The organism is Corallibacter sp. (genome assembly GCF_048381695.1).
Lineage (GTDB): Bacteria > Bacteroidota > Bacteroidia > Flavobacteriales > Flavobacteriaceae > Corallibacter > Corallibacter vietnamensis.
This window is the reverse complement of record NZ_JBLXHI010000001.1, coordinates 1-26,999: the sequence shown is the minus strand read 5'-3', so window position 1 is coordinate 26,999 and position 26,999 is coordinate 1. Positions and strand designations below refer to the sequence as shown.

23 protein-coding genes are annotated in these 26,999 nt (G+C 32.2%); 17 read left to right on the top strand and 6 right to left on the bottom strand.

Annotated features, from left to right (window positions below):
• Positions 1-64: 64 nt before the first annotated feature.
• Together ACN5J3_RS00115 and ACN5J3_RS00110 are read left to right on the top strand one after the other, a co-directional pair.
• A complete protein-coding gene (locus ACN5J3_RS00115) occupies positions 65-1,438 on the top strand; it encodes a DUF1800 domain-containing protein (protein ID WP_418510331.1) in 1,374 nt (457 codons plus the stop codon).
• 2 nt (positions 1,439-1,440) lie between these two features.
• Positions 1,441-2,631 (top strand): DUF1501 domain-containing protein, encoded by a 1,191-nt coding sequence (locus tag ACN5J3_RS00110; protein ID WP_418510330.1) that lies wholly within the window; start codon positions 1,441-1,443, stop codon positions 2,629-2,631.
• Positions 2,632-2,778: 147 nt separating this feature from the next.
• On the opposite strand, the gene ACN5J3_RS00105 is transcribed toward ACN5J3_RS00110, so the two are convergent.
• The 3 genes from ACN5J3_RS00105 to ACN5J3_RS00095 all read right to left on the bottom strand — a co-directional run bounded on the left by ACN5J3_RS00105 (position 2,779) and on the right by ACN5J3_RS00095 (position 5,613).
• Positions 2,779-3,912 (bottom strand): ATP-binding protein, encoded by a 1,134-nt coding sequence (locus ACN5J3_RS00105; protein WP_418510329.1) that lies wholly within the window; start codon positions 3,910-3,912, stop codon positions 2,779-2,781.
• A complete protein-coding gene (locus ACN5J3_RS00100; protein ID WP_418510328.1) occupies positions 3,909-4,667 on the bottom strand; it encodes an SDR family NAD(P)-dependent oxidoreductase in 759 nt (252 codons plus the stop codon). The genes ACN5J3_RS00105 and ACN5J3_RS00100 overlap by 4 nt, the downstream gene beginning before the upstream one ends.
• A gap of 82 nt (positions 4,668-4,749) precedes the next feature.
• Positions 4,750-5,613, bottom strand: coding sequence for an aldo/keto reductase (locus ACN5J3_RS00095; protein WP_418510327.1), 864 nt, complete (start codon positions 5,611-5,613; stop codon positions 4,750-4,752).
• 176 nt (positions 5,614-5,789) lie between these two features.
• On the opposite strand from ACN5J3_RS00095, the gene ACN5J3_RS00090 reads away from it, so the two are divergent.
• The 12 genes from ACN5J3_RS00090 to ACN5J3_RS00035 all read left to right on the top strand — a co-directional run bounded on the left by ACN5J3_RS00090 (position 5,790) and on the right by ACN5J3_RS00035 (position 18,540).
• Positions 5,790-6,791 (top strand): AAA family ATPase, encoded by a 1,002-nt coding sequence (locus ACN5J3_RS00090; protein WP_417290645.1) that lies wholly within the window; start codon positions 5,790-5,792, stop codon positions 6,789-6,791.
• A gap of 76 nt (positions 6,792-6,867) precedes the next feature.
• The gene (locus ACN5J3_RS00085; protein ID WP_417290474.1) at positions 6,868-7,734 is read left to right on the top strand and encodes a DUF58 domain-containing protein; all 867 of its coding nucleotides are present in this window, start codon (positions 6,868-6,870) and stop codon (positions 7,732-7,734) included.
• A 15-nt stretch (positions 7,735-7,749) separates the two neighbouring features.
• A complete protein-coding gene (locus ACN5J3_RS00080; RefSeq protein ID WP_418510326.1) occupies positions 7,750-9,429 on the top strand; it encodes a hypothetical protein in 1,680 nt (559 codons plus the stop codon).
• Positions 9,429-10,433 (top strand): VWA domain-containing protein, encoded by a 1,005-nt coding sequence (locus ACN5J3_RS00075; protein ID WP_344726763.1) that lies wholly within the window; start codon positions 9,429-9,431, stop codon positions 10,431-10,433. The genes ACN5J3_RS00080 and ACN5J3_RS00075 overlap by 1 nt, the downstream gene beginning before the upstream one ends.
• A 1-nt stretch (position 10,434) precedes the next feature.
• Entirely contained in the window at positions 10,435-11,472 is a 1,038-nt protein-coding gene (locus ACN5J3_RS00070) for a vWA domain-containing protein (RefSeq protein ID WP_418510325.1), read from the top strand.
• A 108-nt stretch (positions 11,473-11,580) separates the two neighbouring features.
• Positions 11,581-12,417 (top strand): tetratricopeptide repeat protein, encoded by an 837-nt coding sequence (locus tag ACN5J3_RS00065; RefSeq protein WP_344726760.1) that lies wholly within the window; start codon positions 11,581-11,583, stop codon positions 12,415-12,417.
• A 9-nt stretch (positions 12,418-12,426) separates the two neighbouring features.
• On the top strand, positions 12,427-14,199 hold the full coding sequence (locus ACN5J3_RS00060; RefSeq protein ID WP_418508924.1) for a BatD family protein: 1,773 nt from the start codon (positions 12,427-12,429) through the stop codon (positions 14,197-14,199).
• Positions 14,200-14,216: 17 nt separating this feature from the next.
• The gene (locus tag ACN5J3_RS00055) at positions 14,217-14,969 is read left to right on the top strand and encodes a tetratricopeptide repeat protein (protein ID WP_418510324.1); all 753 of its coding nucleotides are present in this window, start codon (positions 14,217-14,219) and stop codon (positions 14,967-14,969) included.
• A gap of 71 nt (positions 14,970-15,040) precedes the next feature.
• The gene (locus ACN5J3_RS00050; protein ID WP_417290477.1) at positions 15,041-15,337 is read left to right on the top strand and encodes a hypothetical protein; all 297 of its coding nucleotides are present in this window, start codon (positions 15,041-15,043) and stop codon (positions 15,335-15,337) included.
• A 92-nt stretch (positions 15,338-15,429) separates the two neighbouring features.
• A complete protein-coding gene (locus ACN5J3_RS00045) occupies positions 15,430-17,019 on the top strand; it encodes a SulP family inorganic anion transporter (protein ID WP_418510323.1) in 1,590 nt (529 codons plus the stop codon).
• Between the two features lie 218 nt (positions 17,020-17,237).
• On the top strand, positions 17,238-17,864 hold the full coding sequence (locus ACN5J3_RS00040) for a carbonic anhydrase family protein (protein WP_417290479.1): 627 nt from the start codon (positions 17,238-17,240) through the stop codon (positions 17,862-17,864).
• Positions 17,865-17,883: 19 nt separating this feature from the next.
• Entirely contained in the window at positions 17,884-18,540 is a 657-nt protein-coding gene (locus tag ACN5J3_RS00035) for a DUF2490 domain-containing protein (RefSeq protein WP_418510322.1), read from the top strand.
• 75 nt (positions 18,541-18,615) lie between these two features.
• Here ACN5J3_RS00035 and ACN5J3_RS00030 read toward each other — a convergent pair whose 3' ends face one another.
• The 3 genes from ACN5J3_RS00030 to ACN5J3_RS00020 form a co-directional block, all read right to left on the bottom strand.
• Positions 18,616-20,775 (bottom strand): FG-GAP-like repeat-containing protein, encoded by a 2,160-nt coding sequence (locus ACN5J3_RS00030; protein WP_418510321.1) that lies wholly within the window; start codon positions 20,773-20,775, stop codon positions 18,616-18,618.
• A gap of 94 nt (positions 20,776-20,869) precedes the next feature.
• The gene (locus tag ACN5J3_RS00025; RefSeq protein WP_417290482.1) at positions 20,870-21,964 is read right to left on the bottom strand and encodes an HmuY family protein; all 1,095 of its coding nucleotides are present in this window, start codon (positions 21,962-21,964) and stop codon (positions 20,870-20,872) included.
• A gap of 14 nt (positions 21,965-21,978) precedes the next feature.
• Positions 21,979-24,120, bottom strand: a complete 2,142-nt coding sequence (locus ACN5J3_RS00020) for a TonB-dependent receptor plug domain-containing protein (protein ID WP_418510320.1) — start codon at positions 24,118-24,120, stop codon at positions 21,979-21,981.
• A gap of 103 nt (positions 24,121-24,223) precedes the next feature.
• On the opposite strand from ACN5J3_RS00020, the gene ACN5J3_RS00015 reads away from it, so the two are divergent.
• The 3 genes from ACN5J3_RS00015 to ACN5J3_RS00005 all read left to right on the top strand — a co-directional run.
• The gene (locus ACN5J3_RS00015; protein ID WP_417290484.1) at positions 24,224-25,132 is read left to right on the top strand and encodes a DUF6607 family protein; all 909 of its coding nucleotides are present in this window, start codon (positions 24,224-24,226) and stop codon (positions 25,130-25,132) included.
• 1 nt (position 25,133) lies between these two features.
• Complete coding sequence (locus tag ACN5J3_RS00010) at positions 25,134-26,618, top strand: ankyrin repeat domain-containing protein (RefSeq protein ID WP_418510319.1); 1,485 nt, start codon at positions 25,134-25,136, stop codon at positions 26,616-26,618.
• Position 26,619: 1 nt separating this feature from the next.
• The coding region (locus ACN5J3_RS00005) for a DUF2271 domain-containing protein (RefSeq protein WP_418510318.1) at positions 26,620-26,999 on the top strand (380 nt) is incomplete at its 3' end.

The window sequence follows — 26,999 nt, the reverse complement described above, 5'->3', positions numbered from 1 at the left end:
TATTAAAAAGTGTGTATTTTTAGCTTTATACTAAACCAACCATGTTAAATCAATTCAAATTAGCATGGATAAAAAACACATACAACATCTATATTGGCGTGCTAGCTTTGGTGTGAAACCAAGGCAGTTAAAAAAACTATCAGCTTTAAGTAAAAAAGAAGTAGTTGATCAGTTATTTGACGCTTCACGAGTAATAACACCTTTGTATATAGATTTAGGCTCGTTTAAAAACCTATCTAAAGAAGCGTTTATAAAAGACACCAAAAAAGAACGTGAGTTTATAACGGAAAGTAGAGAGCTTCTTAAAGTATTAAATAAAAAATGGACACATAGGTTGGTAAACACTAAACAGTCTTTAAGAGAACGCATGACTTTGTTTTGGGCTAATCACTTTGTTTGTTCTGATGATTTTATCACATACTCCTTAAAATTTAATAATACATTACGAACGCACGCGCTAGGAAACTTTCGAGATTTTATTAAAGCTATATCTAAAGAAGCTGCCATGATACGGTATCTTGATTTAAAGCAAAACAGAAAGTCTAATCCCAATGAGAATTTTGCGAGAGAACTTATGGAGCTGTTTACTTTAGGAGTAGGAAACTATACTGAAGATGATATAAAAGAAAGTGCTAAAGCTTTTACAGGGTATAACCATAGTTTTGATGGTGAATTTGTTTTTAATGAAAAAAAGCATGATGATGATTTTAAGTACTTTTTTGGTAAATCTGGACGTTATAAAGGTGATGATATTATTGATATAATTTTAGAGCAAAGAGCCTGTGCAACTTTTATTTGTAGAAAAATATATGCCTATTTTGTAAACAACAAGATAAATGAAAGACATGTTGATGAAATGGTTAAGCAGTTTTTTCCAAATTATAATATCGAGGCTTTGATGCGCTTTGTATTTATGTCAGATTGGTTTTATAATGAGCAACATATTGGAGCTAAAATAAAGTCGCCTATTGAGCTTTTGGTAGGAATGCAGCGAGTTACGCCGTTTACTTTTTTAAAAATGACCGACTTTTTAAGACTACAAAAACATTTAGGTCAAACGTTGCTTAATCCACCTAATGTAGCAGGATGGAAAGGAGGCAGACATTGGATTGACTCAAACACCATATTACTTCGGTTAAAATTACCTTCTGTAATATTGAATGACGGACAAATTTCAACAGTAGAAAAAGGTGATTTTAATGATGCTTTTAAAGAATATCAAGATTTGCATACCAAGAGAAAACCTTTAAAAACCAAAGTAAATTGGAAAGCTTTTAATGAACTGTATGGATCAATTTCTTTTCAGGAAATAGAACAATTACTTATTACTACAAAAATAAATGTAGGAACAAAAGCATATCTAAATAACTTAAGCAAAGTTTCTAGAAAAAGTTATTGCATCCAGCTTATGTCATTGCCAGAATATCAAATGTGTTAGTTATGGAAAGAAGAAAATTTTTAAAACAATCAGCATTAGCAAGTAGTTTATTTTTTGTGCCAAGTTTTGTAAAAGCGTTTGAAACAAATTTGGCTTCAGAATTAGGGTATAAGCGTTTAGTAATAGTACAATTGTCTGGTGGAAACGACGGCTTAAATACTGTTATACCTTTCAGAAATGACATATATTATAAAAGTAGACCTAAAATAAGCATATCGAAAAGTAAATCAATTAAGCTTACAGATGATTTAGCATTTCACTCTAGTTTATTGCCATTAAAAAGACTTTATGATAAAGGGTATTTGTCAATTATAAATAATGTGGGTTACCCAAATCCGAATAGGTCTCATTTTAGAGCAACTGATATTTGGCAAACAGCAAGCGCATCAAACCAATATTTACAAAGCGGATGGATAGGACGTTATTTAGATGCATATGGCAATCACCCATATAATGCGATAGAAATAGATGAAAGTATGTCTTTAGCTTTAAAAGGTGAGCGTGCTACCGGAATTGCACTAACCAATCCGGAAATGTTGTATAAAATATCTCAAGATCCTTACCTTAATAATATTCAAAAGTATTATAACGATGAACATTTAAGTGAACATAATTTAGGGTATCTGTATAAGTCTATGATTACTGCAAAATCATCTGCTACTTATATTCATAACACTAATAAAACTTGGGATTCAAAAACAGAATATCCAAAAACGCCATTTGCTAATCAGTTAAAAACGATAGGTAGATTTATAAATTCAGGATTACAAACACGTGTTTTTTATGCTTCTTTAGGAGGTTTTGACACACATGTTAATCAACTAAATTCTCAAAAGCGTTTACTAGATGTTTATGCAGAAGGTGTTGAAGCCTTTGTGAAAGACTTAAAAAAACAAAATACTTTTAAAGATACGCTAATATTAACCTTTTCAGAATTTGGTAGACGTGTAAAAGAAAATTCAGGAAAAGGCACAGATCATGGTTCTGCAAATAATGTTTTCATCATTGGTGAAAACTTAAAAAAGCAAGGTGTTTATAATAATCTTGCGGCTCTAACTGATTTAGATGATAATGGAGATATTAAGTTTGAAATTGATTTTAGAAGTATTTATGCAACCGTGTTGAGTAAATGGCTACATGTAAACGAGAAACCTGTTTTAAAAAAGGAATTTGAACCGTTACATTTTATATAAAAAACAACCTTGATTTATAAAAAATGACTTTTTTAAAAAGCAAGGCTGTTTAAAATACTTGATTAATAGCACATCAAATATAATAAAATAATATTAAATATTTTTTTAATTGTCTGATTTTAAGAGTTTTTGTGTTTTGTAAATACGCTAGCTATATTTTACTTTTCGTAAAATACGAACAGATTCTTTGTAATGCTTGTAAGCATTCAAATCAAAATTTTTTAAATATGGTTTTGCTTCATGCAGTTTATTTATAGCTTCATGAAACAAGTTTAAATAACAGATTAAGTACGTTGCTGGAAGGTTTTTTAAATCAGCTTTTTCGTTATTATTTAGTGTTAATCCTTTCTTTAGTTTTTCTAAAATTTTGTTGTTTGCGTTGTATATATGATGCAGTACTTTTTTATCAAATTGCGGCGGTTGAAAAAGTAGTTTTGTTTGTATTTGGTAATTTGCGTTGGGTTCAAATTGAATAATAGTTTCCTCTAACGGATAATATTTATAAGAATTTTGAAGTCCTAAACTTACGTACTCAATAATTTTAAATGAGTTTTCATCATAAGAAATAGCAACTTCATCAAGGGTTGAGTAAAATAATCGAACCTGTTCATTGATAAGTTTGATATCAACCCTAGAAAAAAAGATTTCATCTTTAACCACTTTTTTTTGTCCAGACCAACAAACCACAAAATATTCTTTAAAAACTTTATATTGAGGTTGATAATCTTTTCGGTCTTTCATAAAATCAAAAACAGCATCTAATGTGTGTTCAATGTTGTTTTGAGAATGATTTTCTATGGCTTGTACAGTTTTAGAGTTTAAATCTTTAATCTCTATATCAAAAACTTTTGGCATGCTAATGCTGCCTTCTCTAAAAAAGACCGAACCACCATAATATTTCCAGATATTCTTTTTTAATGAAGTGATTTTATCAATAGGTCTAATAGTAACTAAACCAACAACCCTATAATCTGGTAAATGAGGGAAAGGAATGTTTTCATACTGTACTATAGGTGGATTAGTTAAGTAAGCGTTTATAAGATTTTGAATTTTACTATCATCAAAAAAATCAACGCCTACTATACTATTGTCTGCATCCTCGACACCAATAACGATATAAGAATTGTTTTTTGGGTTGCTATTAGATAATGCACAAACATGTTTTAAAAACTTGGCTTTCCCCTCTTTTTGACTAATGTCAATTTTTCGCTTCTTATCATAAAAACTATTCTCATCATTATGAGCTAATAAGTTTTTAATAAGGAGGCGTTTATTAATCATAATTCTTTTTTTACAATAGTAGAGCTAGCTTGTGCTGTAGGAAACACTAGCAAATCAGCAATATTTACATGAGCAGGTCTAGATACTGTAAAGTAAATAATTTCGGCTATGTCTTTAGCTTGTAAGGCTTTGTAGCCTTTATAAACACCATTGGCGGCTGTGCCACCTTTAAAGCGGACTTTAGAAAATTCTGTTTCTACCAATCCAGGGTTTATAGCGCTTACTTTTATACCAAATTCATTAAGGTCTATGCGCATGCCTTCAGTTATAGCTAAAACAGCATGTTTGCTTGCACAATATACATTGCCTTTTGGGTAAACTTCTTTACCAGCAGATGAACCAATGTTAATAATATGACCAGATTGCCTCTCGGTCATTTGTGGTATAATGGCTTTACTTACATAAAGAAGTCCTTTTACATTAATATCCATCATAGCATCCCAATCGTCAGTATCTCCTGATTGTATTGGGTCTAATCCATGAGCATTACCTGCATTATTTATTAGAATATCTATGTTTTTAAAATTTTCGGGAAGCGAATCGATAGCTTTTTGAGTAGCGTTTTTATCACTTACATCAAAGTTTAATGTATGCACAAGGGTTTGTTTTTGTAATGCAGACTCAACAATGTCTAATCGTTCTTGGCGTCTTCCGCATAAAACAAGTTGAATACCGTGTTTTGCAAATTCGTGAGCTGTTGCTCTTCCTATGCCGCTAGTAGCTCCGGTAATTAAGGCTGTTTTTTTTAGGGTCATTTTTTGTGTAAAAAATTAATGTTACAATTTAATAGTTTTTTTGCATTTTATTGCTCAATATAAATTATCCTTTTGTGATGTGTTATGGGACTTCATGGCCTTGGCAGGCGTTTAAAATTAAGAACCAATCCTCAATATCTAAATGTATATTAGTTGCGTTGTATGCATTTTTTAGGCGTTCTTTTGTTGTGGTACCTATAACAGGAGTAATATTGGCAGGATGTTTTAGTATCCATGCTAAAAGTAACTGATCTTTAGTAGCGTTATACTTCTCTATTAATTTTTCTAACTGTAAATGAACACGTGTTGTTTGCTCATTAGTGTCTTTAAAAACAGTTCCTAAAGGAGACCAACACATAGGTTTTATTTTTTTTGCCATTAAAGTATCTAAAACGCCGTCATGCATAGCAGTATGCTGTGTTAACGAAAATTCTATTTGGTTGACACTAATATTGGTAAATTGGCTTAATAGTTCTGTTTGACTTGTAGTAAAGTTAGAAACGCCAAAGTTTTTAATTTTTCCTTGTTTTTTTAATATTGAAATTGCTTCAGCCACTTCTTCAGGCTGCATCAATGGGCTTGGTCTATGTAAAAGCAATAAATCTAAATAATCCGTTTTTAGGTTTTTTAAGCTGTTTTCTGCAGACCAAATAATATAGTCTTTGCTATAATTGTAATGTTTGACCTGTAGTTTTGACCTAGAGTTTCCTGGAAGCTGAATGCCACATTTGCTTATAAGTTGTATAGCGTCTCTTGTTATATTGCTTTCAGTAAAGGCGTTTCCAAAATCAGCTTCAGTAGTATAATCACCATAAATATCGGCATGGTCAAAGGTTGTGATGTTGTTTTCTAAACAATAATTTATGGTGTCTATCATCTCTGTTTTAGAGTGCTTTTTGCCCCATTGTCCCCATGTCATGGTTCCTGCAATTATTTTTGAATACATATTGCGGTGTTTTTTATCAGTTTAATTTTAGGCTTTATAAAAGTAAAAATACTCTTAAATCTCTTTTAAAACGCGATTTTTTAACCAATTATTAACAGCGGTACAGCAAAAATTTTAACAATTTGCAGTGCTCAAATAAGCATAGTATATTCGAGGTTTAAAAAAATTAAAGAATGATGGAAGAAACAAGTACAATTGATATTAAGGCAATTAACGAGAAGATTGAAAAGGAAAGCGCTTTTGTTGATTTACTTACCCTAGAGATGAACAAGGTAATTGTAGGCCAAAAGCATATGGTTGAACGATTATTAATAGGGTTGTTAGGACAAGGGCATATTTTGCTAGAAGGTGTTCCTGGACTTGCAAAAACACTAGCTATTAATACCCTTTCACAAGCAGTTCACGGAAGTTTTAGTAGAATTCAGTTTACACCAGATTTATTGCCTGCCGATGTTGTAGGTACATTGATTTACAATATTAAAGAGAATGACTTTACTATAAAGAAAGGACCTATTTTTGCTAATTTCGTTTTAGCAGATGAGATAAACCGTGCACCTGCTAAAGTACAATCAGCATTACTGGAAGCCATGCAAGAGAAGCAAGTAACCATTGGTGATGAAACGTTTGTTTTAGACAAACCATTTTTGGTAATGGCTACTCAAAACCCAGTTGAGCAAGAAGGAACATACCCGCTTCCTGAAGCTCAAGTAGACCGTTTTATGCTTAAAACAGTTATTAAATATCCTAAACTGGAAGAAGAACAATTAATCATTCGTGCCAATTTAAAAGGTGCTTATGACAAAGTAAACCCAGTTGTTTCTGTAGAGCAGATTGTAAGTGCTCAAAAAGCTGTTCGTGAGGTTTACATGGACGAAAAAATAGAAAAATATATTCTAGATATCATTTTTGCAACGCGTTATCCTGAAAAATATAAGTTGGCAGATTTAAAGCCTCTGATATCTTTTGGTGCATCACCTCGTGGAAGTATCAATCTTGCTACGGCAGCAAAATGCTATGCATTTATAAAGCGTCGTGGTTACGTAATTCCTGAAGATGTACGCGCTGTAGTACATGATGTTTTACGCCACAGAATAGGAATTACCTATGAAGCCGAAGCTGAAAATGTTACTTCAGAAGACATTATCAACAAAATTGTAAACGAAATAGAAGTACCATAGAATTTAAGGTTTTAGAATGACGAATCGCGGTTTTTTTAAAATCGTAAATCAAAAATCTGTAATCATAAATTGAAAAATGGATACGAAAGAGTTACTAAAAAAAGTACGAAAAATAGAGATTAAGACACGCCGGTTGTCTGATCATATTTTTGGAGGTGAATATCATTCTACCTTCAAAGGTCGTGGTATGACATTTTCTGAAGTGCGTCAATATCAATATGGTGATGATGTTCGTAATATAGACTGGAATGTAACTGCGCGTACTAACGAACCTCATATTAAGGTTTTTGAAGAAGAGCGCGAACTTACTATGATGCTCATGGCAGATGTTTCTGGTTCAGAGTTTTTTGGTACAGAAACACAATTTAAAAACGAAATAGTAACTGAAATAGCTGCAACTTTAGCATTTTCAGCAACTCAAAATAACGATAAAATAGGGCTCATATTATTTTCGGATGATATAGAGCTTTATATTCCGCCAAAAAAAGGACGATCTCACGTATTGCGAATTATTAGAGAGCTTATAGAGTTTCAACCTAAAAGTAAACAAACCAATGTAGCAGAGGCTTTAAAATTTTTATCAAATGTGATGAAGAAAAAAGCCATTGTTTTTGTGTTGAGTGATTTTATGTCTCAAGAATACAAACACACACTTAAAATAGCTTCTGGACGACATGATGTTACCGGAATTCGTGTATATGACAAACGCGAAGAAGAAATTCCTAATTTAGGTATGGTACAAATGCAAGACGAAGAAACAGGTGAATATATGTTAGTAAACACAGCGTCTAAAAAAGTAAGGGCTAACTATGCCAAATACTATCAAGAGCGTGTAGATTATTTTAAAGATAGCTTTACAAAATCAGGAGCAGGAAGCATAGACTGCCGCGTAGATGAAAGTTATGTAAAAAAGTTATTAGGATATTTTAAACGTCGCGGATAAAACGATTTTAGATTTATGAACAACAATTTTAGATATAAAAAACTCGAAATCAGTAGTTTAAAACAATTGACATTGTTTGTACTATTGGTTTTAATATCTAGCGTTTCATTTGCTCAAGTATCATCATCTATAGATTCCACTAAAATTAGAATAGGAGAGCAAATTACGTATCAAGTTCAAGTAGAAGTAGACTCTACAGACCTTGTTGTTTTTCCAGAAGGGCAAACATTTTCTCCTCTAGAAATGATTGAATCTTATGATATTGACACAACAAAATACGACGCTAAATACAGCTTAATAAAAAAATATGGCCTTACACAATTTGATTCCGGCCATTACACAATACCAAGACAAAAAATTATTATTGGCAATAAAACCGTATTTACAGACTCGTTAAAAGTTGAAGTAAATAATATTATTGTAGACTCAACAAAACAAGGTTTGTATGATGTAAAACCATTCATCACAGTAGAAAAAAGCAAGACTAATTGGTGGAAAATACCGCTTTATGTTTTAGTGGCATTAAGCATTGTAGGTATTTTATTATATTGGTTTTTATGGCGAAAAAAACCACTTACTGAAGAAGAAAAAATTGCACTACTACCACCATATGATAGAGCAAAACTAGCTTTAAAAAAATTAGACGAAAGTCATTATTTAGAGCATGAAGAATATAAAGAATACTATTCTGAACTTACTTTAGCCATTAGAAAATATCTTGATGAAAAAGTTTACGACCATGCTTTAGAAAGCACAACAGACGAGTTGATTTCGCGATTACAACTGCTTAAAGAAGGAAATCAAATAGATTTAAGCAGAGAAACAATCTCTAATTTAGAAAGTATTTTTAAACGTGCCGATTTGGTAAAGTTTGCAAAATCTGCTCCAGATAAAGAATTAGCAAAACTAGATAGGCAAACTGTAGACAACGAGATAGATCACGTAAAAGAGGTGTTGCCAGAGCCTAGTGAAGAAGAAAAATTACTTAACGAACAATATAAATTAGAGCAAGAACGTAAAAAGAAACGTCGTAAAGTTGTTTTATCTGTATCTGTAATTATAGGCTTGCTAATAGCAGTATTTGTTGGGTTTGGTTTAAAATACGGTTTTACTTATGTAAAAGATACTATTGTAGGCAATGATAGTAAGCAATTACTTGAGGGTGATTGGGTTCGAAGTGATTATGGTGTGCCACCAATAACAATATCAACTCCTGAAGTTTTAAAGCGTTTAGAAGATCCTAAAACAAGTACCCAAGGCCAAGTTACATCTTTTGGTTATCAAAATGCTTCAGATAACTTGAGTATTATGGTTAGTACAGCTACGTTACCACAACAACAGCAATTACAGCAGCCTCAACAAGGACAGCAAAACACCAACGAAAATCAAGTAAACTTGGTGGCTGTTTCAGAAGAAGCTATTAAAGCTATGGAAGCCAAAGGGTATCAAAATATTATTGTAAAACAGGAAAAATTTGTAACACCAAATGGCGCCGAAGGCTTAAAAACATATGGAACGGCAAACATTCCACTTGCTCAAAGTGATAATTTTATAGAGGGCGAATACATGATGTTTCATTTTACAGCACAAAATGTGATTCAGCAAATAATTATAAGCTGGGAAACAGATGATGTATATGCACAACAAATGGCAGAAAGAATGATGAACTCTTTAGAACTTAAAAAAGTAGAATAATGTTTGAAGGATTTGAATTTTTAAATAAAGAATTTTTCTGGTTGTTTTTATTGCTACCATTAGCCTTGCTGTGGTATATTTTTAAGTTTAAAAAGCAAACGGCTGCTTTAAAAATATCTAGCATAAATGGGTTTAAAACAACAAATTCGTTTTTACCTAAACTAAAACACGCACTGTTTGTATTAAGGCTATTAGCTTTAGGTCTTATTATAACAGCATTGGCAAGACCACGAACAGTTGATGTTTCTACAAAAACGAAAACAACACGAGGTATTGATATTGTTATGGCAATAGATGTTTCTGCAAGTATGCTTGCCAAAGATTTAAAGCCAAACCGATTAGAAGCCCTTAAAAATGTTGCAGCACAGTTTATAAAAGAACGACCTAATGATAGAATCGGTCTTGTAGAATATGCAGGAGAAAGCTATACCAAAACACCTATTACTAGTGATAAATCTATTGTATTACGATCTCTAAATGACATTAAGTATAATAACATTATTACAGGAGGAACGGCAATAGGTATGGGACTTGCAACGTCCGTTAACCGCCTAAAGGATAGTAAGGCCAAAAGCAAAGTGATTATTTTGCTTACAGATGGTGTTAACAATACCGGATTTATAGACCCTAAAATAGCAAGTGAGTTAGCTGTTGAATATGGTATAAAAACCTATACCATAGGACTTGGAACAAACGGAATGGCTTTATCGCCAGTATCAATGTTAGCTAATGGCGCATTTCAATACGGACGAGTTCAAGTAGAAATTGATGAAGCACTTCTTAAAGAAATTGCTGAAGCTACAGGAGGTAAATATTTTAGAGCAACAAACAATCAAAAGCTAGCAGAAATTTATGAAGAAATTAATAAGCTAGAAAAGACAGATATTGAAGAATTTAAATTCTACAACTACCAAGAAATGTTTCGTCCATTAGTGCTTTTAGCAGGACTTTTATTGTTGTTAGAATTGTTATTGCGTTTCACCATTTTTAGAAGTTTTATTTAAAATGTATCAATTAGAAGAAAAAATATGGTTTTGGATGTTGTTGGTTATACCAGCAATTATACTTTGCTTTTTGTTGCTTCAATTATGGAAACACAAAACACAAAAGCGTTTTGCAGACAAAACCTTACTTAAAAAATTAAGTCCAGATCAATCACTGTTTAAATCTGTTTTAAAGGTCATTGTATTGTCATTGGCATTTGCATGTTTAGCAATAGCACTAGTAAATCCTAAAATAGGAACAAAGCTAGAAACCGTTAAGCGCGAAGGTGTAGATGTTGTCTTTGCTATAGATGTATCTAAAAGTATGCTAGCCGAAGATATTGCTCCTAACCGACTAGAAAAATCAAAACAACTTGTTACGCAAATCATTAATAATTTAGCTAGTGACCGCGTAGGAATTATAGCTTATGCAGGAAAAGCATTTCCACAATTACCAATTACTACTGATTATGCCTCGGCTAAAATGTTCCTTCAAAACATGAATACAGATATGCTATCATCACAAGGAACTGCTATAAACGAAGCCATAGAGCTAGCCAAAACCTATTACAATGATGATGAGCAAACAAATCGTGTGTTAATTATTATTTCTGACGGCGAAGACCATAGTGAAGCAGCAGCAAGTGTAGCTGAAGAAGCTAGTGAAGAAGGCATCAGAATTTTTACAATAGGTGTTGGTGATGTAAAAGGAGGACCAATTCCAATAAAAAGAAACGGTGTTGTTTTAAACTATAAAAAAGACAATCAAGGAGAAACTGTTATCACCCGACTAAACGAAGAAACACTAAAAAACATCGCAGATGCTGCAAATGGTGCTTACGTAAACGGAAGAAGCACAAACAGCGTTGTTGAAAGCATAAGAGATATTTTAAATAAAATGGATAAAAAGGAGTTTGAAGCCAAACAATTTGCAGATTTTAAAGATCAGTTTCAATGGTTTTTAGGACTTGCTCTTTTCTTCCTTTTTATAGATATTTTCTTGCTAGAAAGAAAAACAGCTTGGCTTAAAAAGTTGAATTTATTTAACGAAAACCTATAGTTTTACGCTAAAATCCAGCTTTTATAGACAAAAACAGTTGAATTTTATAAATTTTTTAACGAACAAAAAATCAGGGTTTTATAACTTGCTATTTGCAATAAAATGAACATGAAATACCTATTTACAATCATACTAACCTTTGTAACAATCGTTTCTTTTTCTCAAGAAAAAGAAGAGCAAGAATTGCTGGCTATGCAAAAAGCCAACGATTATGTGTACCAAGGTAACGAAAAAGCAAATTCAGAAGATTATATTGCAGCTGAAATGGATTACAGAAAAGCCATTTCTAGTCAAGAAACCAATGTTGCAGGCGCATATAATCTAGGAACATCTTATTACAAAAAAGGAAATCTAGACGAAGCGCTTTATCGCTTAACACAAGCCGCAAAAAATGCTACAAACAAAGAAAATAAGCACAAAGCATATCACAATATTGGTAATATCTTAATGCAAAACAAAAAGTGTAAAGAAGCTGTAGAAGCTTATAAAAATGCATTGCGTAATAATCCTTCAGATGAAGAAACACGTTACAATTTAGGTTTAGCAAAAGAATGTGCTGAACAACAAGAAGATCAACAAGATCAAAATCAGGATCAAAACGAAGATCAAGAAAACAAAGACGAGAATAAAGATCAAGAAGATCAGAAAGACAAAGAAGGCGATAATAAAGAAGATAACAAAGACGAAGGCGATCAAGATAAAAAAGATGGTGAAGACCAAGAAGATGATAAAGGAGAGCCTAAAGATGACAAGCAAGATCAAGGTAAAGAAGGCGATAATGAGAAGAAAGAACAACAAAAACCACAGCAACAGCCAGGACAGTTATCACCGCAACAAATAAAAAACTTGCTTGAAGCCATGAACAATCAAGAAGAGAAAGTTCAAGAAAAAATAAATGCTGAAAAGCAAAAAGGAGTCAAAGTACAAACAGACAAAGATTGGTAAACAAACATGCTGAAAATCTTTAAATACATATCAATATCATTAATAATACTTGCAACAAGTATAGCCTCTGCTCAAATTAAGTTTGAAGCAAAAGTAAGTAAGAAACGTTTAGGCGTAAATGAGCGTTTACGTGTAGATTTTGAAATGAATAAGGATGGCGATAATTTTAATCCGCCAAGTTTTAACAACTTTATGGTTGTTGGAGGTCCTAATCAATCGGTTAGTAATTCTTGGATTAATGGAAAACGATCATTCTCTAAAACGTACAGTTACTTTTTAGCACCTAAAAGACTAGGAACATTTACCATACAGCAAGCTACTATTGAGATTGATGGTGAAACCTATAAAACAACGCCAGTTACCATTACAGTAACCAAAGCTGTTGATAAACCTAAAGATGGAAATAATGCCGATTATATTGCTTCAGAGAATATTCATCTGGTTGCTGAAATATCAAATACCAATCCGTACCTAAATGAAGCGATAACGGTTGTTTACAAATTATATGTGTCTCCAAATACTGGTGTAAGTAATTGGCGAGAAATAGATAACCCAAAGTATAGCGATTTCTGGAGTCAGAATATTGATATCAAAGGATTAAAAGTTCAGAATGGCACATACAAAGGCGAAGATTATCGCTATGTAGTTTTAAGAAAAACAGTCTTGTATCCTCAAAAAACAGGAAAACTAGATATTGAACCTTTAAGTCTTGATATTACAGTAGAAGTACCAACAAATCGTCGTGACATTTTTGGATCAAGATTGGTAAATCAGGTGCACAAAACAGTTTCAGCAGGAAACAGAACTATAAAGGTAAAACCATTACCAGAAACAGGAAAACCAGCAGGTTTTACAGGAGCTGTTGGTGAGTTTGATTTTAAAGTAATTACATCAAAAAGCGAGTTAAACGCTTCAGAATCTTTACAAGCAAAAGTTGAGGTTTCTGGTAAAGGAAACTTAAAACTTTTTGAGTTGCCAAAGATAAATATGCCAAGTTCTCTAGAGGTTTATGAACCTGAACATTCAGAAAACGTGAGAACAAATCTAAACGGTATGCAAGGTAGTATTTCTGATAGTTATACCGTTGTACCACAGTTTAAAGGAAAATATCCAATACCTAGTATTTCATTTTCTTATTTTGATTTAAAAACAGAAAGTTATAAAACCGTTTATTCTGACGAACAAGTGATTTCAGTTTTAGAAGGACCAACAAACACTTCTGAAAATCAAGATATAACTTCTACAAGCGGAAGCAAACAACGTGTTGTTGAGAGCAATAATCAGTTTGCTTTTGTTAAGACAGACCCTAACTTAATGCCTGTTAAAAAACCACGTTTTTTTAGATCTTTAGGCTTTTGGTCTGCAATGTTTTTGCCTTTATTAGCGATACCTCTAGCTATTTTATACAGAAGAAAAAAGCAAGAGCGCGATGCAGATGTATTTGGTAATAAAATAAGAAAGGCTGATAAATTAGCTAAAAAATATTTAAGCGAAGCTAAAAAGGCATTAGGACAGAAAGAAGCTTTTTATGTGGCTCTAGAAAAAGCATTGCATAATTACTTGAAAGCAAAATTACATATTGAGACTAGTGATTTTTCAAAAGATAAAATTCAAAATCTATTATTAGAAAAGCAAGTAAGTCAAGCTACAATAGTTGAGTTTGTGAGTATTCTAAAAAACTGTGAATTGGCACGTTATACGCCTATTACACAAGTGGAAATGGAGCAAGACTACGAAAAGGCAGCAAAAACTATTTCAGCAATAGATAAACAAATACAGTAAACGTTTAAGAAGATATTATGAAAAAAATCATTTACATATTATTTGCTGTTATTACGTTTTCAGTAAACGCCCAAAAAAACAGTGTGTTATTTGAACAAGGAAATACGTTGTACAATAATGGGAACTATAAAGATGCCATCTCAAAATATGAGGAAATAATAAAAAACGGAGAGCATTCATCAGCGCTTTATTATAATTTAGGAAATGCGCATTATAAACTTAATAACATAGCGCCTAGTATTTATTATTTTGAAAAAGCGTTGCAGTTATCTCCTAATGATCAAGAAATAAAAAATAATATAGCCTTTGCAAGAAACATGACCATTGATGCTATAGATACTGTGCCAGAAGTTGGTTTTTCAAAAAGTATAAACAGTATTTCTGGTACTATGAATTTTGATGGTTGGGCAATAACATCAATAGTTTGTGTTGTACTTTTTGTTGTTCTATTTATAGGGTATTATTTTGTTTACAATACATCAAGAAAAAGAATTCTATTTATTTCAGGAATGGGATTTTTAATTTTTGCAGGTATTACTTTAGGTTTAGCATTTCATCAAGAAAACCTTGTAAACAATAATAATCCAGCCATTGTTTTTGCCAAAGAGAGTCAAGTAAAAAGCGAACCTAATTTACGAAGTGCAGAAGCCTTCAAACTTCATGAAGGAACAAAAGTTCAAATACTTGATACAGTAAATAATTGGAAGAAAATAAAACTTTCTGATGGCAAATCAGGATGGATACCAAGTCAAGACATTAAAGCGCTTTAGAAATTATTATTATTTAACACAAATAGTGAGCTTTCAAAGTCGTATATTTGTAGCTCAAATCTTTATTAGATATGCCTAAAAAAGCAGTGTCAATTTTTTTTATAACCTTATTCACGTTGTTCATCTCTGCGCCAACAGTGATTTCTTTGGTTGAAAAATCATTTGATACGTCTGTTTTTTTTAATATTAATGAAGAAGAAAATAATAGTTCTGAAACGGTTAAGATTTTTGAAGTAAAACTGTTAGAAAACCAACAGTATTACTTATCACTTCTAGATTTAGAAAAAGAAAAATCCTACACATCGTACTTAAAAAATTACACACCATACGTAACAGAGTGTGTTTCTCCTCCTCCAGAAATAGGTTAATTTTTATTGAACTTACACTTGTGTGGTAATTTTATCCTTAACAGATAAAGTTATTACATGTACTTTATTTTTAATTTTAATTAATTTATTTCATGTTTAAAAATTTGAAAAGCGACTTACCAGCGAGTTTAGTCGTGTTTTTTGTTGCCTTACCATTATGTTTAGGTATTGCTCTTGCCAGTGGAGCTCCCCTGTTTTCAGGATTAATAGCTGGTATTATTGGCGGAATTGTTGTAGGAGCTTTAAGTGGCTCTAAAGTTGGCGTTAGTGGTCCTGCAGCTGGTTTAGCTGCAATTGTATTAACCGCAATAGGCAGTTTAGGAGGTTATGAAAACTTCTTGGTTGCTGTAGTTTTAGGAGGAGCAATTCAATTGCTTTTTGGCGTATTAAAGGCAGGTGTTATAGGTTACTATTTTCCTTCATCTGTTATTAAAGGAATGCTTACCGGTATAGGAATTATTATTATTTTAAAACAGATACCTAATTTTTTTGGTTATGATGAAGAATCAGCTTGGGATTTAGAGTTTTTTGAAATAGATGGCGGAAATACCATATCAGAGTTGTTTTCTGTTTTAAATAATATCCATCCAAGTGCTGCCTTAATAGGAATTGTTAGTTTAGCCATTTTGATACTTTGGGATCGTGTGCTTTCTAAAAAAGGTAAAATATTTAAACTTGTTCAAGGACCATTGGTTGCTGTAGTTTTAGGGATAATATTTTATAATTTTACTAAAGATGGATCTTTTGCTATAGCCGGAAAGCATTTAGTAAGTGTGCCAACACCAGAAAGTGCTTCAGATTTCTTTAACCAATTTAGTTTTCCAAACTTTGCAGCAATAACTAATGTGGATGTTTGGGTAACGGCTTTTACTATTGCATTAGTAGCAAGTTTAGAAACATTATTATGCGTTGAAGCCTCTGATAAATTAGATCCAGATAAAAACGTTACACCAACTAATAGAGAGTTACTAGCTCAAGGAACAGGAAACATGATTTCAGGACTAATAGGTGGTTTACCAATAACTCAAGTAATTGTTAGAAGTTCTGCAAATGTTCAATCAGGAGGAAAAAGTAAATTATCAACCATTATTCACGGGTTTTTATTGCTTATTTCAGTTATCTTGATTCCTAGATTGTTAAATATGATTCCGCTTTCGGTATTAGCAGCTATTTTATTAGTGGTTGGTTACAAATTAGCAAAACCATCACTTTTTAAAACTATGTATAAGCTAGGTTGGAAACAATGGGCGCCTTTTATTGTAACAGTAGTAGGTATTGTGTTTACTGATTTATTATTTGGTATAGGATTAGGGCTTATGGTTGGTATTGTAGTAATACTTTTAAAGAGCTATCAAAATTCACACTTTTTACATATTGAAGAGAAAAACAATAATAAAAATAGAGTGAAAATGACCCTTGCTGAAGAAGTAACATTTTTTAATAAAGGCGCAATACTTAAAGAGCTAGATAATTTACCTGAAAATACATATTTAGAAATTGATCTTATTAATACTAGATATCTTGATAATGATATTATAGAGATTCTAGAAGATTTTCTTTTCAAAGCCAGAGAAAGAAATATAGATATCAAGCTTGTTTCAAAACGAGGCATTGTAGAAAACCCACCAAGTTTTATTGAGTTTTTTAGAGAACGTCCAAAATCTGATATAAGTTTGAGTTAGCTTTTTAAGCATATAAACTAACCAAAATCCGGATTTTAAATAGCACAAGCTATATGGCTTTGTAAACGGTATATTATAAAGATGCTTTTTACATTGTCTTTAAAAAATAACTTACTTAAGTTTGATATTAAATAAAACTTAAACAATACACATTTAAACATTAAGATAGGCTACTTGTTTGTAGTAGTCTAATTATATAAAATATTAAAATAAAAATTATGAAAGCACATACTAAAGAATCACAAGCAACAATGACACCAGAGAAATCATTACAATTCTTAAAAGAAGGAAATGTAAGATTTCAAAAAAACTTAAAAGCAAACAGAAACTTATTAGAGCAAGTAAATGATACAAGTGAAGGTCAGTTTCCATTTGCAACTATTTTAAGTTGTATAGACTCTAGAGTATCAGCAGAATTGGTTTTTGATCAAGGATTAGGAGATATTTTTAGTGTGCGTATTGCCGGAAATTTTGTAAACGAAGATATTTTAGGTAGTATGGAATTTGCTTGTAAACTAGCAGGAACAAAACTAATTGTAGTGTTAGGACACACAAGTTGTGGTGCTATAAAAGGAGCTTGTGACCACGCAGAAATGGGTAACCTTACAAAGCTAATAGAGAAAATAACTCCAGCTGTAAACGCTGTAAGTGAACCTCAAGACGAAAACTTAAGAAACTCTAAAAATCTTGAGTTTGTAGATACAGTATCAAAAAAGAATGTTGAATTAACAATTGAAAGAATTCACCAAGAAAGTCCAATTTTATCTGAAATGGAAAAGAATGGTGAGATTATGATTGTTGGTGCTATGTACGACATAAATTCTGGATCTGTTACATTTTATTAATAGAGTAACACGGTAATTTATGAAAAAGCAAATAAGTTTGGTGGTGCTCACACTTGTGTTTGCACTACCTGGCTTTTTACATGCTCAAAGCAGTGATTTTGGTAATTGGCTTATTTATTTTGGAAACAAAAAAATAAATTCCAAATGGAACATTCATCACGAAGTACAATATAGAAATTATAATGCCATTGGAGATTTAGAACAGCTGTTATTACGAACAGGATTAGGCTACACTTTTAATGAAGGAAAAGCTAATGTTTTGTTAGGATACGGTTATATTTTGTCTGAAAACTATATAGCAAATACAGATAATAAAGAATCTGTAAATGAACACAGAATTTATCAGCAATTTATATCAAAGCAACAGTTAGGAACCGTAAAACTAAATCACAGATACCGCTTTGAACAACGTTTTGTAGAAAGTGATTTTAAAATGAGATTTCGTTACTTTTTAGGTATAAACATACCTTTTAGTAAAACAAGTAAGTACTATCTATCAGGATACAATGAGATTTTTTTAAACACAGAAAGTGAGGTTTTTGATAGAAATAGAACCTACGGAGGTTTAGGATATCAAGTGAGTAAAAACGTAAAGATAGAAGCTGGTTATATGAATCAGTTTTTTGAGAAAAGCAGCAGAGATCAGTTTAACATTATGACCTTTGTAACCTTTTAAAACTAAAAAACATAGAATATTAAAAGAGCCGCTTTAGAGCGGCTCTTTTATTTTGAACTAAAAAAATATAAATAATTAAAGCAGAATTATTTTTTTTGTTGTTTGTAAGCTATCGCTAGTTATCGTCATTAAATAAGTGCCACTATTTAAATTAGATAGGTTTAGCGATGTTGTATGGTTTATTGTATTTGAATAAACTGACTGACCTAACGTGCTGTAAATTTCAACACGTATTTCATTATTAGCTTGAAGCATTTGTGGCAATACTACAGTAACGTTTTTGCTCGTTGATGGTACTGGATATACCGTGATATTAGTTATCAACTCATAAGCTTCAATACTTAAGGTTTGAGTAGTAGTGTTTTCAGAGGCTACAAAAGCAGTGTCTACTGCGCTTACAGACCAATAATAGTTTGTAGAATCATCTAGGTTATTAATGGTCCAAGTGGTGCCATAAACAGGGTAAGAAGCTATGTCGCTCCCGTTTTCGGTTGTGCCAATAGTTAATATATAAAAAAGGCCATTACCTGGTGTAAAGTCATCTGAAGGTGCATCCCAATTAAAAGTAATAGAGTTATCTGTATTTACAATACTCATTAAATTTGATGGAGCGTTAGGAGCTGCATTAACGACAGTTATGTTGTTCTCAAAAAAACGCGTTCTACCCACATAGCCATCAGCATCAGAACCTCCAGATATTGTAAAATCTAAATCATTGTCACCGTCTAAATCTATAAAAGTAAGATTAGCATAAGAACCTAGGTCTATTAACCCTTCAGAAGCTAAATCAAATGACGTTGTATTATTGGTGTATAAATACGTTTTATCTTCATAATCATTGTTTGATCCTGCATATACCAAGTCTAAATCACCATCATTATCATAATCTCCCCATGTTATTGGGTTATTTCCACTTGAGTTTCCAACTCCTTCTAGAGTAAATCCTGAATCAGTAAAAATACCAGAGCCATTATTGTTGTATATTTTAGCTACATAGTCATAATTATCGTTATATCCTGTATAAGCTAAATCTAAATCGCCATCATTATCATAATCGCCAAGAGCAATCCAGCTTTCAGCAGTATTAAAAGGTAAGGTTGATGCTGTATATGAGCCATTGTCGTTAATGTAAAGAGCAGCAAAGTTATCTCCGCTGGCATTGTATCCGTTAATTAGGATATCTAAATCTGCATCACCATCAACATCGGCAAAAACTGAATTTCCGTTTTGTACTCCAGGAAGTCCGGCATTAATGTCAGAAAAAATGCCGTTTACGTTTTCAAAAATTGTAGTTTGCACAGGTGTGCTGTTTACACCAGTGGTTAGTAAATCTAGATCACCATCATTGTCATAGTCTCCAGTATCAATTGAGCTATAAATGACTCCATCTAGTTGCTGATGTAAAGAAAAAGTACCATTGTTATTGATGTATATGTTTAAGTGGTAGCTCGTAATGTTGTTATAGTTTTGTCCAGAGGTAATTAGGTCTTGATCACCATCGTTGTCTATGTCTATAAATTTAACACTACCTAAATGTAAATCGATAACATTTGTTTGTGACATAGGAGACAACGTTCCGTCAACATTTTTATAAAAATCTATTTTACTGGTATCAGCAAATTCATCATTATCACTATCAATAGCACCAGAGATTACAAGATCTAATTGACCATCATTGTCTATGTCAGCCCAATCAGAAGCAATGTACCAGTAATTGCTAACAACAGTTGATATTTCTGAAAATAGAGCCGTTGGGACAGCAGTTAAAATAAGATTGTCTATAGATAATGCATTGTGATTAGCAGGCATTATACCATTTATCGCCAAAAACTCGCCTTCATTTACAGTAACTTCTAGGCTGTGAGAGTTAGAAGTAGATAAATCAAAAGAGTCAATAGCATTAAAAGTGTTACTATCTCCGTTATTGGTTAAGGTACCTACTTGAGCTTGTAAGCCAGTTCCTGCAATTATAGCGGTGTCAAACTCTAAATTGTATGTGCCTGCTGTAAGTTCAGGAGTAACTAACATAGTTGGTGTATTTGGAGCTGTAAAACTGTACAACACAATACTGCCACTATCTTCATAGATTATTGCTCCTTGACTTAATATTGCCCAGCATTCATCAATATCACCATTCCAATCATCAAAATTTTCATTGATAGAAGACTCTGGTAAACATTGTCCATGCCCTAGGTATGTTGTTAATATTATTAATAAAAAGTATAGCTTTTTCATTTTATTTAGAATTATTCTAATTTATTTTTTTAGTGAAAAAAAAAGAGCGTAGTTTAATTCACGCTCTTTTTTAAGTATCAACTTTAAATTATTGTTACTGTAATAAGCTATAAACAAATTCTGGGTAACCACGTTCTCCAGATTCATTAGTTAATGCTAAGAACTTAATTTTATATAGGTTTCCATCAGTATCGTTTAAGATAAAGAATACGTTTTCTTTTAATGTAGGACCTGAACTTGGGCCACCACCATTTCTCCAGTCGCTACCAATAGCTCTTCTGTCATTGTACTCAAAGTTAGCATTAACAACATTTTCAAGAGTGAAATTTTCATAAGATAATTCTGTTTCAACCTCTGTATTTATCATGTAAACACCTACGTTTTCAAGAGTGTTATTTACAATATAATCACTGTATCCATAAGCTCCGAAACCAGAAATTTCATTTGTAAATACCGTGAAATTTAAGTCCCAGTTCTTTGCCGATGGCTCTACATTTACCTCACTATTAGTATTAAAGCTAAAGAATGTAAAGTTGTAATCACTGTTTTTAGATATTGTAACTTCTTCGTGAGTTGTTGCATCTAAATCTGCGTATTGTAATACATAGTTATCTCCATCTCTTAATACACGTATTTTCATCCAACCTCTAGCATCTCCTGATACTTCAACACTTCCAGTTTCAGCAGCAGCAGTACCTACTTCAAAACCAAGGTTTACAAGGTAAACAGCGTTGTTTGCATCTGTACTAGAAACTTCAGCAATAGCTGTTTCTGATAAATCTCCATTAGGAGCATCGATGTAATTTGCACTTGAAGCTTGGAAAGTTCCAACAGCAACTTGAGGTTGTAATGATTGTACTTCAGAATCACTAGAGTTTACAGCATCAATATCTGTAGTAGATAATGCAGCAGTAGCCATATATATAGAACCGTTAATTACTACTCTAAAGTCAGAACCTGAATAAAATCCTAAATCCCAAGAGTCACGTTGTACGCTTGTTGTAGTGTTTGTGCTTAAATCAACATATACCTGATTTTGTTGGTTAGGTCCTCCAACTTCTGGAGCTACATCTGCACCTTCAATAACAACCGAAATAGGCCCTAATGGTAATGCATCATCATCACTACTGCAGCTTGTAAATACTAAAGCAGCAGCTAAAAACATAAGATTAAAAAATTTGTTTGTCATAATTATTATGAATTTTAAAAATTAAGATTATATACTAGTTTTAAATAATAAGAACGTCCGTAACCAAGAAGCAATGATTGATTTCCAGTAGAATGAATTGCTCCAGAGTTTACATTGCTAACATCAACATTTGTGATGTCTAACAAGTTTCTAGCTCCGATAGTAGCTATTAAAGATTTGTTGAAAAATGATTTTTTTACAGAGGCGTCTAACCATCCGTAACCATCTATGGTTTCCTTTGCAAAAAGATTGTTGCCTAGATCATCTGTTTCTCCTGTAGCAGCATATCTATCAATAGAACCTTGGTACTTAAATAACGCACTAACATGCATTCCTATTTTTTCGAAATGGTACGTTGTACGCGCGTTTAATTGATATGAGAATAAGAAACTATCATCATTATTTACTTCTTTTGAGTAAGTTCTAGAGCGCCCTTGAAATGTACCGCCTAAATGAAAATTCCAGTTATTAGTTTTAAACGAGTTTTCTGAAGTAAAGGCAATAAGTTTATACTTATCTATGTTTAAGTATTGATATTGTAATGGAAGTGTGTTTATTATAACATTCTCAATTTTATCATCAAGATTAACATAGCTCAATTTTATATTGTTAACTAATGAAGCGTTAGAGTCATTAAACCAGCTTGTCTTTTTTAAATTTACAAATGCTGTGTAGCCACTTTCTGGGTCTAGGTTTTCATTTCCTCTTACATCATGGTTTGAGTCTACAAAATATAGATAAAGTTCTTGAAAATTAGGTGTTCTATAAGCACTACCTACATTTACTCTAAGTTCAAATCCGTGACGCATTAAGTAGCGAGAACTTAAGCTTGCTGTAATATTAGAGTGGTATTTAGAATTATATTCATAACGAACGCCAGGTCGTATAGAAAATGCATCTGTAAAGTTGTATTCAGGAGATGCAAATAAAGCTAAATTTGTTAGTTTGTTAGTTCTGGCTCCACCTGAATAAGCTCCAGTGGCCTGTGTGTCAAAACCTACGGTATGAATACCTTCATACCCCATTTGAACGTTGAATTTTTTACTTTTTATTAAGTTAGAAACAGTTCCTTTAGAGAAATAAGCTTCAGTAGATTGATAAACTTCATCGGTTTCTCTGTTTTTATCCTTGGTTATGATGTAATAGTTAAATTCGTTTAATCCTCTTTTTTGTTTTTGGTATGAAAAAGAAGCGCTGTAATCCATACCAGACTTTAGAATACCATTTAAATTCAAATTATTTACAAACCTATTTGTTTTGTAAATTCTATCAGTTGCAGAAGGATTGCTTGTTTGAGATTGAATATCTATATTAGGGCGAACTTCTTGATTATAAAATCTTAAGTCTTCATTAAAGTATTCAAATCTGTAATTAAGCTTAAAGTTTTCTGCATTATAGTTTACCATAGCGCTACTAGTGATTTGCGTTTTTGGCAACCATTCATAACCACGAGCTCCATCATTTATGTAGTAGTCTTTTCCTTCTCTATTGTTATAAAAACCAGCAAACTGATTTCTGTTAACACCTACTCTTGCAAACCATTTTTCGTTAAAATTATGTCCAATGTTTAAACCTTGAATATGTTTGCCTTCTTCAAACCAAGAATATTCATCACTAGCTGTTTCTTCTTGAACAATTGCTTGTATTTTCCAATCGGTTTCTATGTTTTTTTTTGTGATGATGTTTATTACACCAGAAAATGCATTAGCACCATATTCAACGCCCATTGCTCCCTCAACAATTTCTATACGTTCAACATCATCCAAATTTATTTGTGTTAAATCAATATTGTTTCCTAAACCTTGATCACTAACCACAGGTACATTATCAATTAAAACACTAAAATATTGCCCATCTAAACCAAAAAGTTCAACACTAGATTTTCCAGTTTGTGAGTTTCCAATAACGGTTAGATTAAGATTAAAATTTAATAGGTCTGCAAGGTTATTAGCTGCTTGATTTTCTATTTGTTCACGTTTGATAACGATAACATTATGCACAGATTTTTTAATAGACTGCGGATTATATTGACCAGTAACAACAACCTCATTAAGCTGCTCGGTTTTACTAGAATCTTTTTCTTTTACTTGACTAAAAGCAAGTGAGCAGAAAAAAAATGTAAAATAAATGAGGATTTTGTTTTTATTTAGACTCATTCTTGATTAAATTTGCTGCAAATATATAATCTTATTTTAAATCAGTCTAAATAAGAATGGTATTTTTCAATTTTTTTTATAAACACAAATCAAAACCTTAAAAATGAAACAAATAGTTCTATCAGCATTTCTTGCACTTGCATTCTTATCAAACGTAACAGCTCAAAGTAAAAAGAAACAAGATCAAAAAGCCATTAAAGATATGTGTGGTTGTTATGAAGTGACTTTTAACTTTGCTGAAACTTTCGAATATTCTGAAGATTCTACTTATATACCATCAAAAGTAAAACATGATAAAGGTTTAGAGTGGGTACAATTGGTAGAAGACAGCAAAGACAAAATCTCAATGCAACACTTACTAATTGTTGGTTCTAAAGAACACCCATATATCGTAAAGCACTGGAGACAAGATTGGGAATACCAAAACACAGATTTATACGAGTATAACCATGATAATAACTGGACTTATGTAAGTCTTCCAAAAGATAAAGTAAAAGGTCAGTGGTCACAAAAAGTATTTCAAGTAGATGATAGTCCTCGTTATGAAGGATCTGCTTCTTGGGTGCATGTTGATGGTAAAAGCTACTGGGAGAGCACAACATCTGCACCACTACCAAGACGTGAATACACAAAGCGTAGCGACTATAACGTTACTGTAAGAAGCAACCGTCATGAAATCGTTGATAACGGTTGGATTCACGATCAAGATAATGATAAAGTTATTCGTGAAAACGGTAAAAAAGATATCGTATTAGCTCAAGAAAAGGGTTATAATACTTATGTAAAAGTAGAAGACAGCAAATGTAAAGCAGCTCAAGACTACTGGAAAGAAAACCAAGCAAAATGGGCTATTGTACGTGCTAAATGGGATGAGGTTTTTGCTAGAAATAAAGACTTATCTCTTGAAGAAAAAGTAGATAACAAAGTGCTTTTTAAGTATTTGTTTGATGAGGAAAACTATAAAACAGCAGATGAAATCAATCCGCTAATTGAATCATTTGTAAAGAAATAAAATGAAAAATTTCAAACTAAAAATCCTTGTATTAGCCATGCTGATTGGCTTACAAGGATTTTCACAGGACAATATTTTTTTAAGTCGTGATTTTTGGAATACAAAACCAACACCAGAAATCATAGACCAAAAAATTGAAGAAGGAAACAATCCTGCTGAAGCCAACAGCAATAATTTTGATGGTGTAGTGTATGCGATTTTACAAAACGCACCATTAGAAACCATTATTCACCTTCAATCTCAAGAAGGAAACGATGCTAACAAATTAACTCACGATGGTAGAACGTATATTTTTTGGGCAGCATACAAAGGCAATGTTGAGTTAATGGAATATCTTTTAAAACAAGGAGCTAAAACAGATTTAAAAGATGATAAAGGAAATACTATTTTAAATTTTGCTGCTTCTACAGGGCAACAAAATTTAGATGTGTACGAACTTTGTATCGCAAATGGTGCAAACCTAAAAACAGATTTAAATCCTGATGGAGCAAATGCTTTATTATTGTCTGCTCCTTATAATACTGATTTTGAATTAATAGATTTTTTTGTATCAAAAGGATTAGATTTAAAAAGTACAGATGCTCATGGTAATGATGCCTTTAATTATGTAGCCAAAACTGGCAACATCTATTTAATGAAAAGGCTTATCGAAAAGGGAATAAAGGGTAGTAATCAAGCTTTTGTATTTGCAGCTTATGGAACTCGAGGAAAAACAAACGGTTTAGAGGTTTATGAGTTTTTAGAGCAAGTAGGATTAAACCCAAAAGTAACAAATCACGAAGGTGTTACGCCGTTACATATACTAGCAGCAAGATCAAAAGATAAAGCAATCATCAAATACTTTTTAGATAAAGGCTTAACTGTAAATGATGAAGACCACAACGGTAACACGCCGTTTTTAAACGCGACATCTAGAAATGATTTTAGCATTGTTGAGCTATTGTTTGATGATGTTAAAAATGTAAACAAAGTAAATAAAAAGGGAGAATCAGCTTTAATGCTAGCTGTACAAGGCAATAAGGCAGATACTGTTAGTTTCTTGATTGAAAAAGGAGCCAATGCAACTCAAACAGATGCAAATGGAAACAATTTGGTTTACTATGCGGTAAATGGCTATTATAACAAAAATAAAGATAGTTTTACAAAAAAATTAGAACTTTTAAAAGCAGCTGGTTTAGACCTAAAAGTGCCTCAAAAAAATGGAAACACTTGGTATCATTTAGCTGTTGAAAAAAACAGTATAGAGCTTTTAAACATGGCTACTGAATTTGGTCAAGATATCAATGCTAAAAACAAAGAAGGAAATACAGCTTTGTTATTAGCTGCAATGACTGCAAAAGATGATAGCATTTTAAAATTTCTTTTAGAACAAGGCGCTGATAAAACTATCACTACCGATTTTGATGAAACAGCTTACGATTTAGCTTCAGAAAATGAGCTACTAAAAAAGAACAATGTTTCAATTAAATTCTTAAATAAGAAGTAAAATGAAATTAAAATATATAACCCTTTTAAGCATTTTAGTTTTAGGATTAGTATCCTTTACAACCTTAACAGAATCTACCAAGTATAAGTGTATGATTCAAATGACGAATTATACAGGAGAAGGCGCTTACATTGTGATTTCGTTAATCAATCCAGAAGGCGCTTATGAAAAAACCTTGTATGTAAAAGGTGATGACGATGAGTGGTACAATACGGTTGAAGAATGGTGGCAATTTTATGGAAAAAAACGTCATAATATTGATGCAATCACAGGCGCAACAGTTGCTGGTGGCGAACGTGCTATAGAAGTGATAGATATTGAAGACTCTAAAATAGATGCTGGTTACAGCATTCGTTTTGAAACCGCTGTTGAAGATGATGA

What these genes read in the sequence shown, in the direction of transcription:
- ACN5J3_RS00115 (WP_418510331.1), top strand. Translation starts at nt 65, where the DNA reads ATGGATAAAAAACACATACAACATCTATATTGGCGTGCTAGCTTTGGT.
- ACN5J3_RS00110 (WP_418510330.1), top strand. Translation starts at nt 1,441, where the DNA reads ATGGAAAGAAGAAAATTTTTAAAACAATCAGCATTAGCAAGTAGTTTA.
- ACN5J3_RS00105 (WP_418510329.1), bottom strand. Translation starts at nt 3,912, where the DNA reads ATGATTAATAAACGCCTCCTTATTAAAAACTTATTAGCTCATAATGAT.
- ACN5J3_RS00100 (WP_418510328.1), bottom strand. Translation starts at nt 4,667, where the DNA reads ATGACCCTAAAAAAAACAGCCTTAATTACCGGAGCTACTAGCGGCATA.
- ACN5J3_RS00095 (WP_418510327.1), bottom strand. Translation starts at nt 5,613, where the DNA reads ATGTATTCAAAAATAATTGCAGGAACCATGACATGGGGACAATGGGGC.
- ACN5J3_RS00090 (WP_417290645.1), top strand. Translation starts at nt 5,790, where the DNA reads ATGGAAGAAACAAGTACAATTGATATTAAGGCAATTAACGAGAAGATT.
- ACN5J3_RS00085 (WP_417290474.1), top strand. Translation starts at nt 6,868, where the DNA reads ATGGATACGAAAGAGTTACTAAAAAAAGTACGAAAAATAGAGATTAAG.
- ACN5J3_RS00080 (WP_418510326.1), top strand. Translation starts at nt 7,750, where the DNA reads ATGAACAACAATTTTAGATATAAAAAACTCGAAATCAGTAGTTTAAAA.
- ACN5J3_RS00075 (WP_344726763.1), top strand. Translation starts at nt 9,429, where the DNA reads ATGTTTGAAGGATTTGAATTTTTAAATAAAGAATTTTTCTGGTTGTTT.
- ACN5J3_RS00070 (WP_418510325.1), top strand. Translation starts at nt 10,435, where the DNA reads ATGTATCAATTAGAAGAAAAAATATGGTTTTGGATGTTGTTGGTTATA.
- ACN5J3_RS00065 (WP_344726760.1), top strand. Translation starts at nt 11,581, where the DNA reads ATGAAATACCTATTTACAATCATACTAACCTTTGTAACAATCGTTTCT.
- ACN5J3_RS00055 (WP_418510324.1), top strand. Translation starts at nt 14,217, where the DNA reads ATGAAAAAAATCATTTACATATTATTTGCTGTTATTACGTTTTCAGTA.
- ACN5J3_RS00050 (WP_417290477.1), top strand. Translation starts at nt 15,041, where the DNA reads ATGCCTAAAAAAGCAGTGTCAATTTTTTTTATAACCTTATTCACGTTG.
- ACN5J3_RS00045 (WP_418510323.1), top strand. Translation starts at nt 15,430, where the DNA reads ATGTTTAAAAATTTGAAAAGCGACTTACCAGCGAGTTTAGTCGTGTTT.
- ACN5J3_RS00040 (WP_417290479.1), top strand. Translation starts at nt 17,238, where the DNA reads ATGAAAGCACATACTAAAGAATCACAAGCAACAATGACACCAGAGAAA.
- ACN5J3_RS00035 (WP_418510322.1), top strand. Translation starts at nt 17,884, where the DNA reads ATGAAAAAGCAAATAAGTTTGGTGGTGCTCACACTTGTGTTTGCACTA.
- ACN5J3_RS00030 (WP_418510321.1), bottom strand. Translation starts at nt 20,775, where the DNA reads ATGAAAAAGCTATACTTTTTATTAATAATATTAACAACATACCTAGGG.
- ACN5J3_RS00025 (WP_417290482.1), bottom strand. Translation starts at nt 21,964, where the DNA reads ATGACAAACAAATTTTTTAATCTTATGTTTTTAGCTGCTGCTTTAGTA.
- ACN5J3_RS00020 (WP_418510320.1), bottom strand. Translation starts at nt 24,120, where the DNA reads ATGAGTCTAAATAAAAACAAAATCCTCATTTATTTTACATTTTTTTTC.
- ACN5J3_RS00015 (WP_417290484.1), top strand. Translation starts at nt 24,224, where the DNA reads ATGAAACAAATAGTTCTATCAGCATTTCTTGCACTTGCATTCTTATCA.
- ACN5J3_RS00010 (WP_418510319.1), top strand. Translation starts at nt 25,134, where the DNA reads ATGAAAAATTTCAAACTAAAAATCCTTGTATTAGCCATGCTGATTGGC.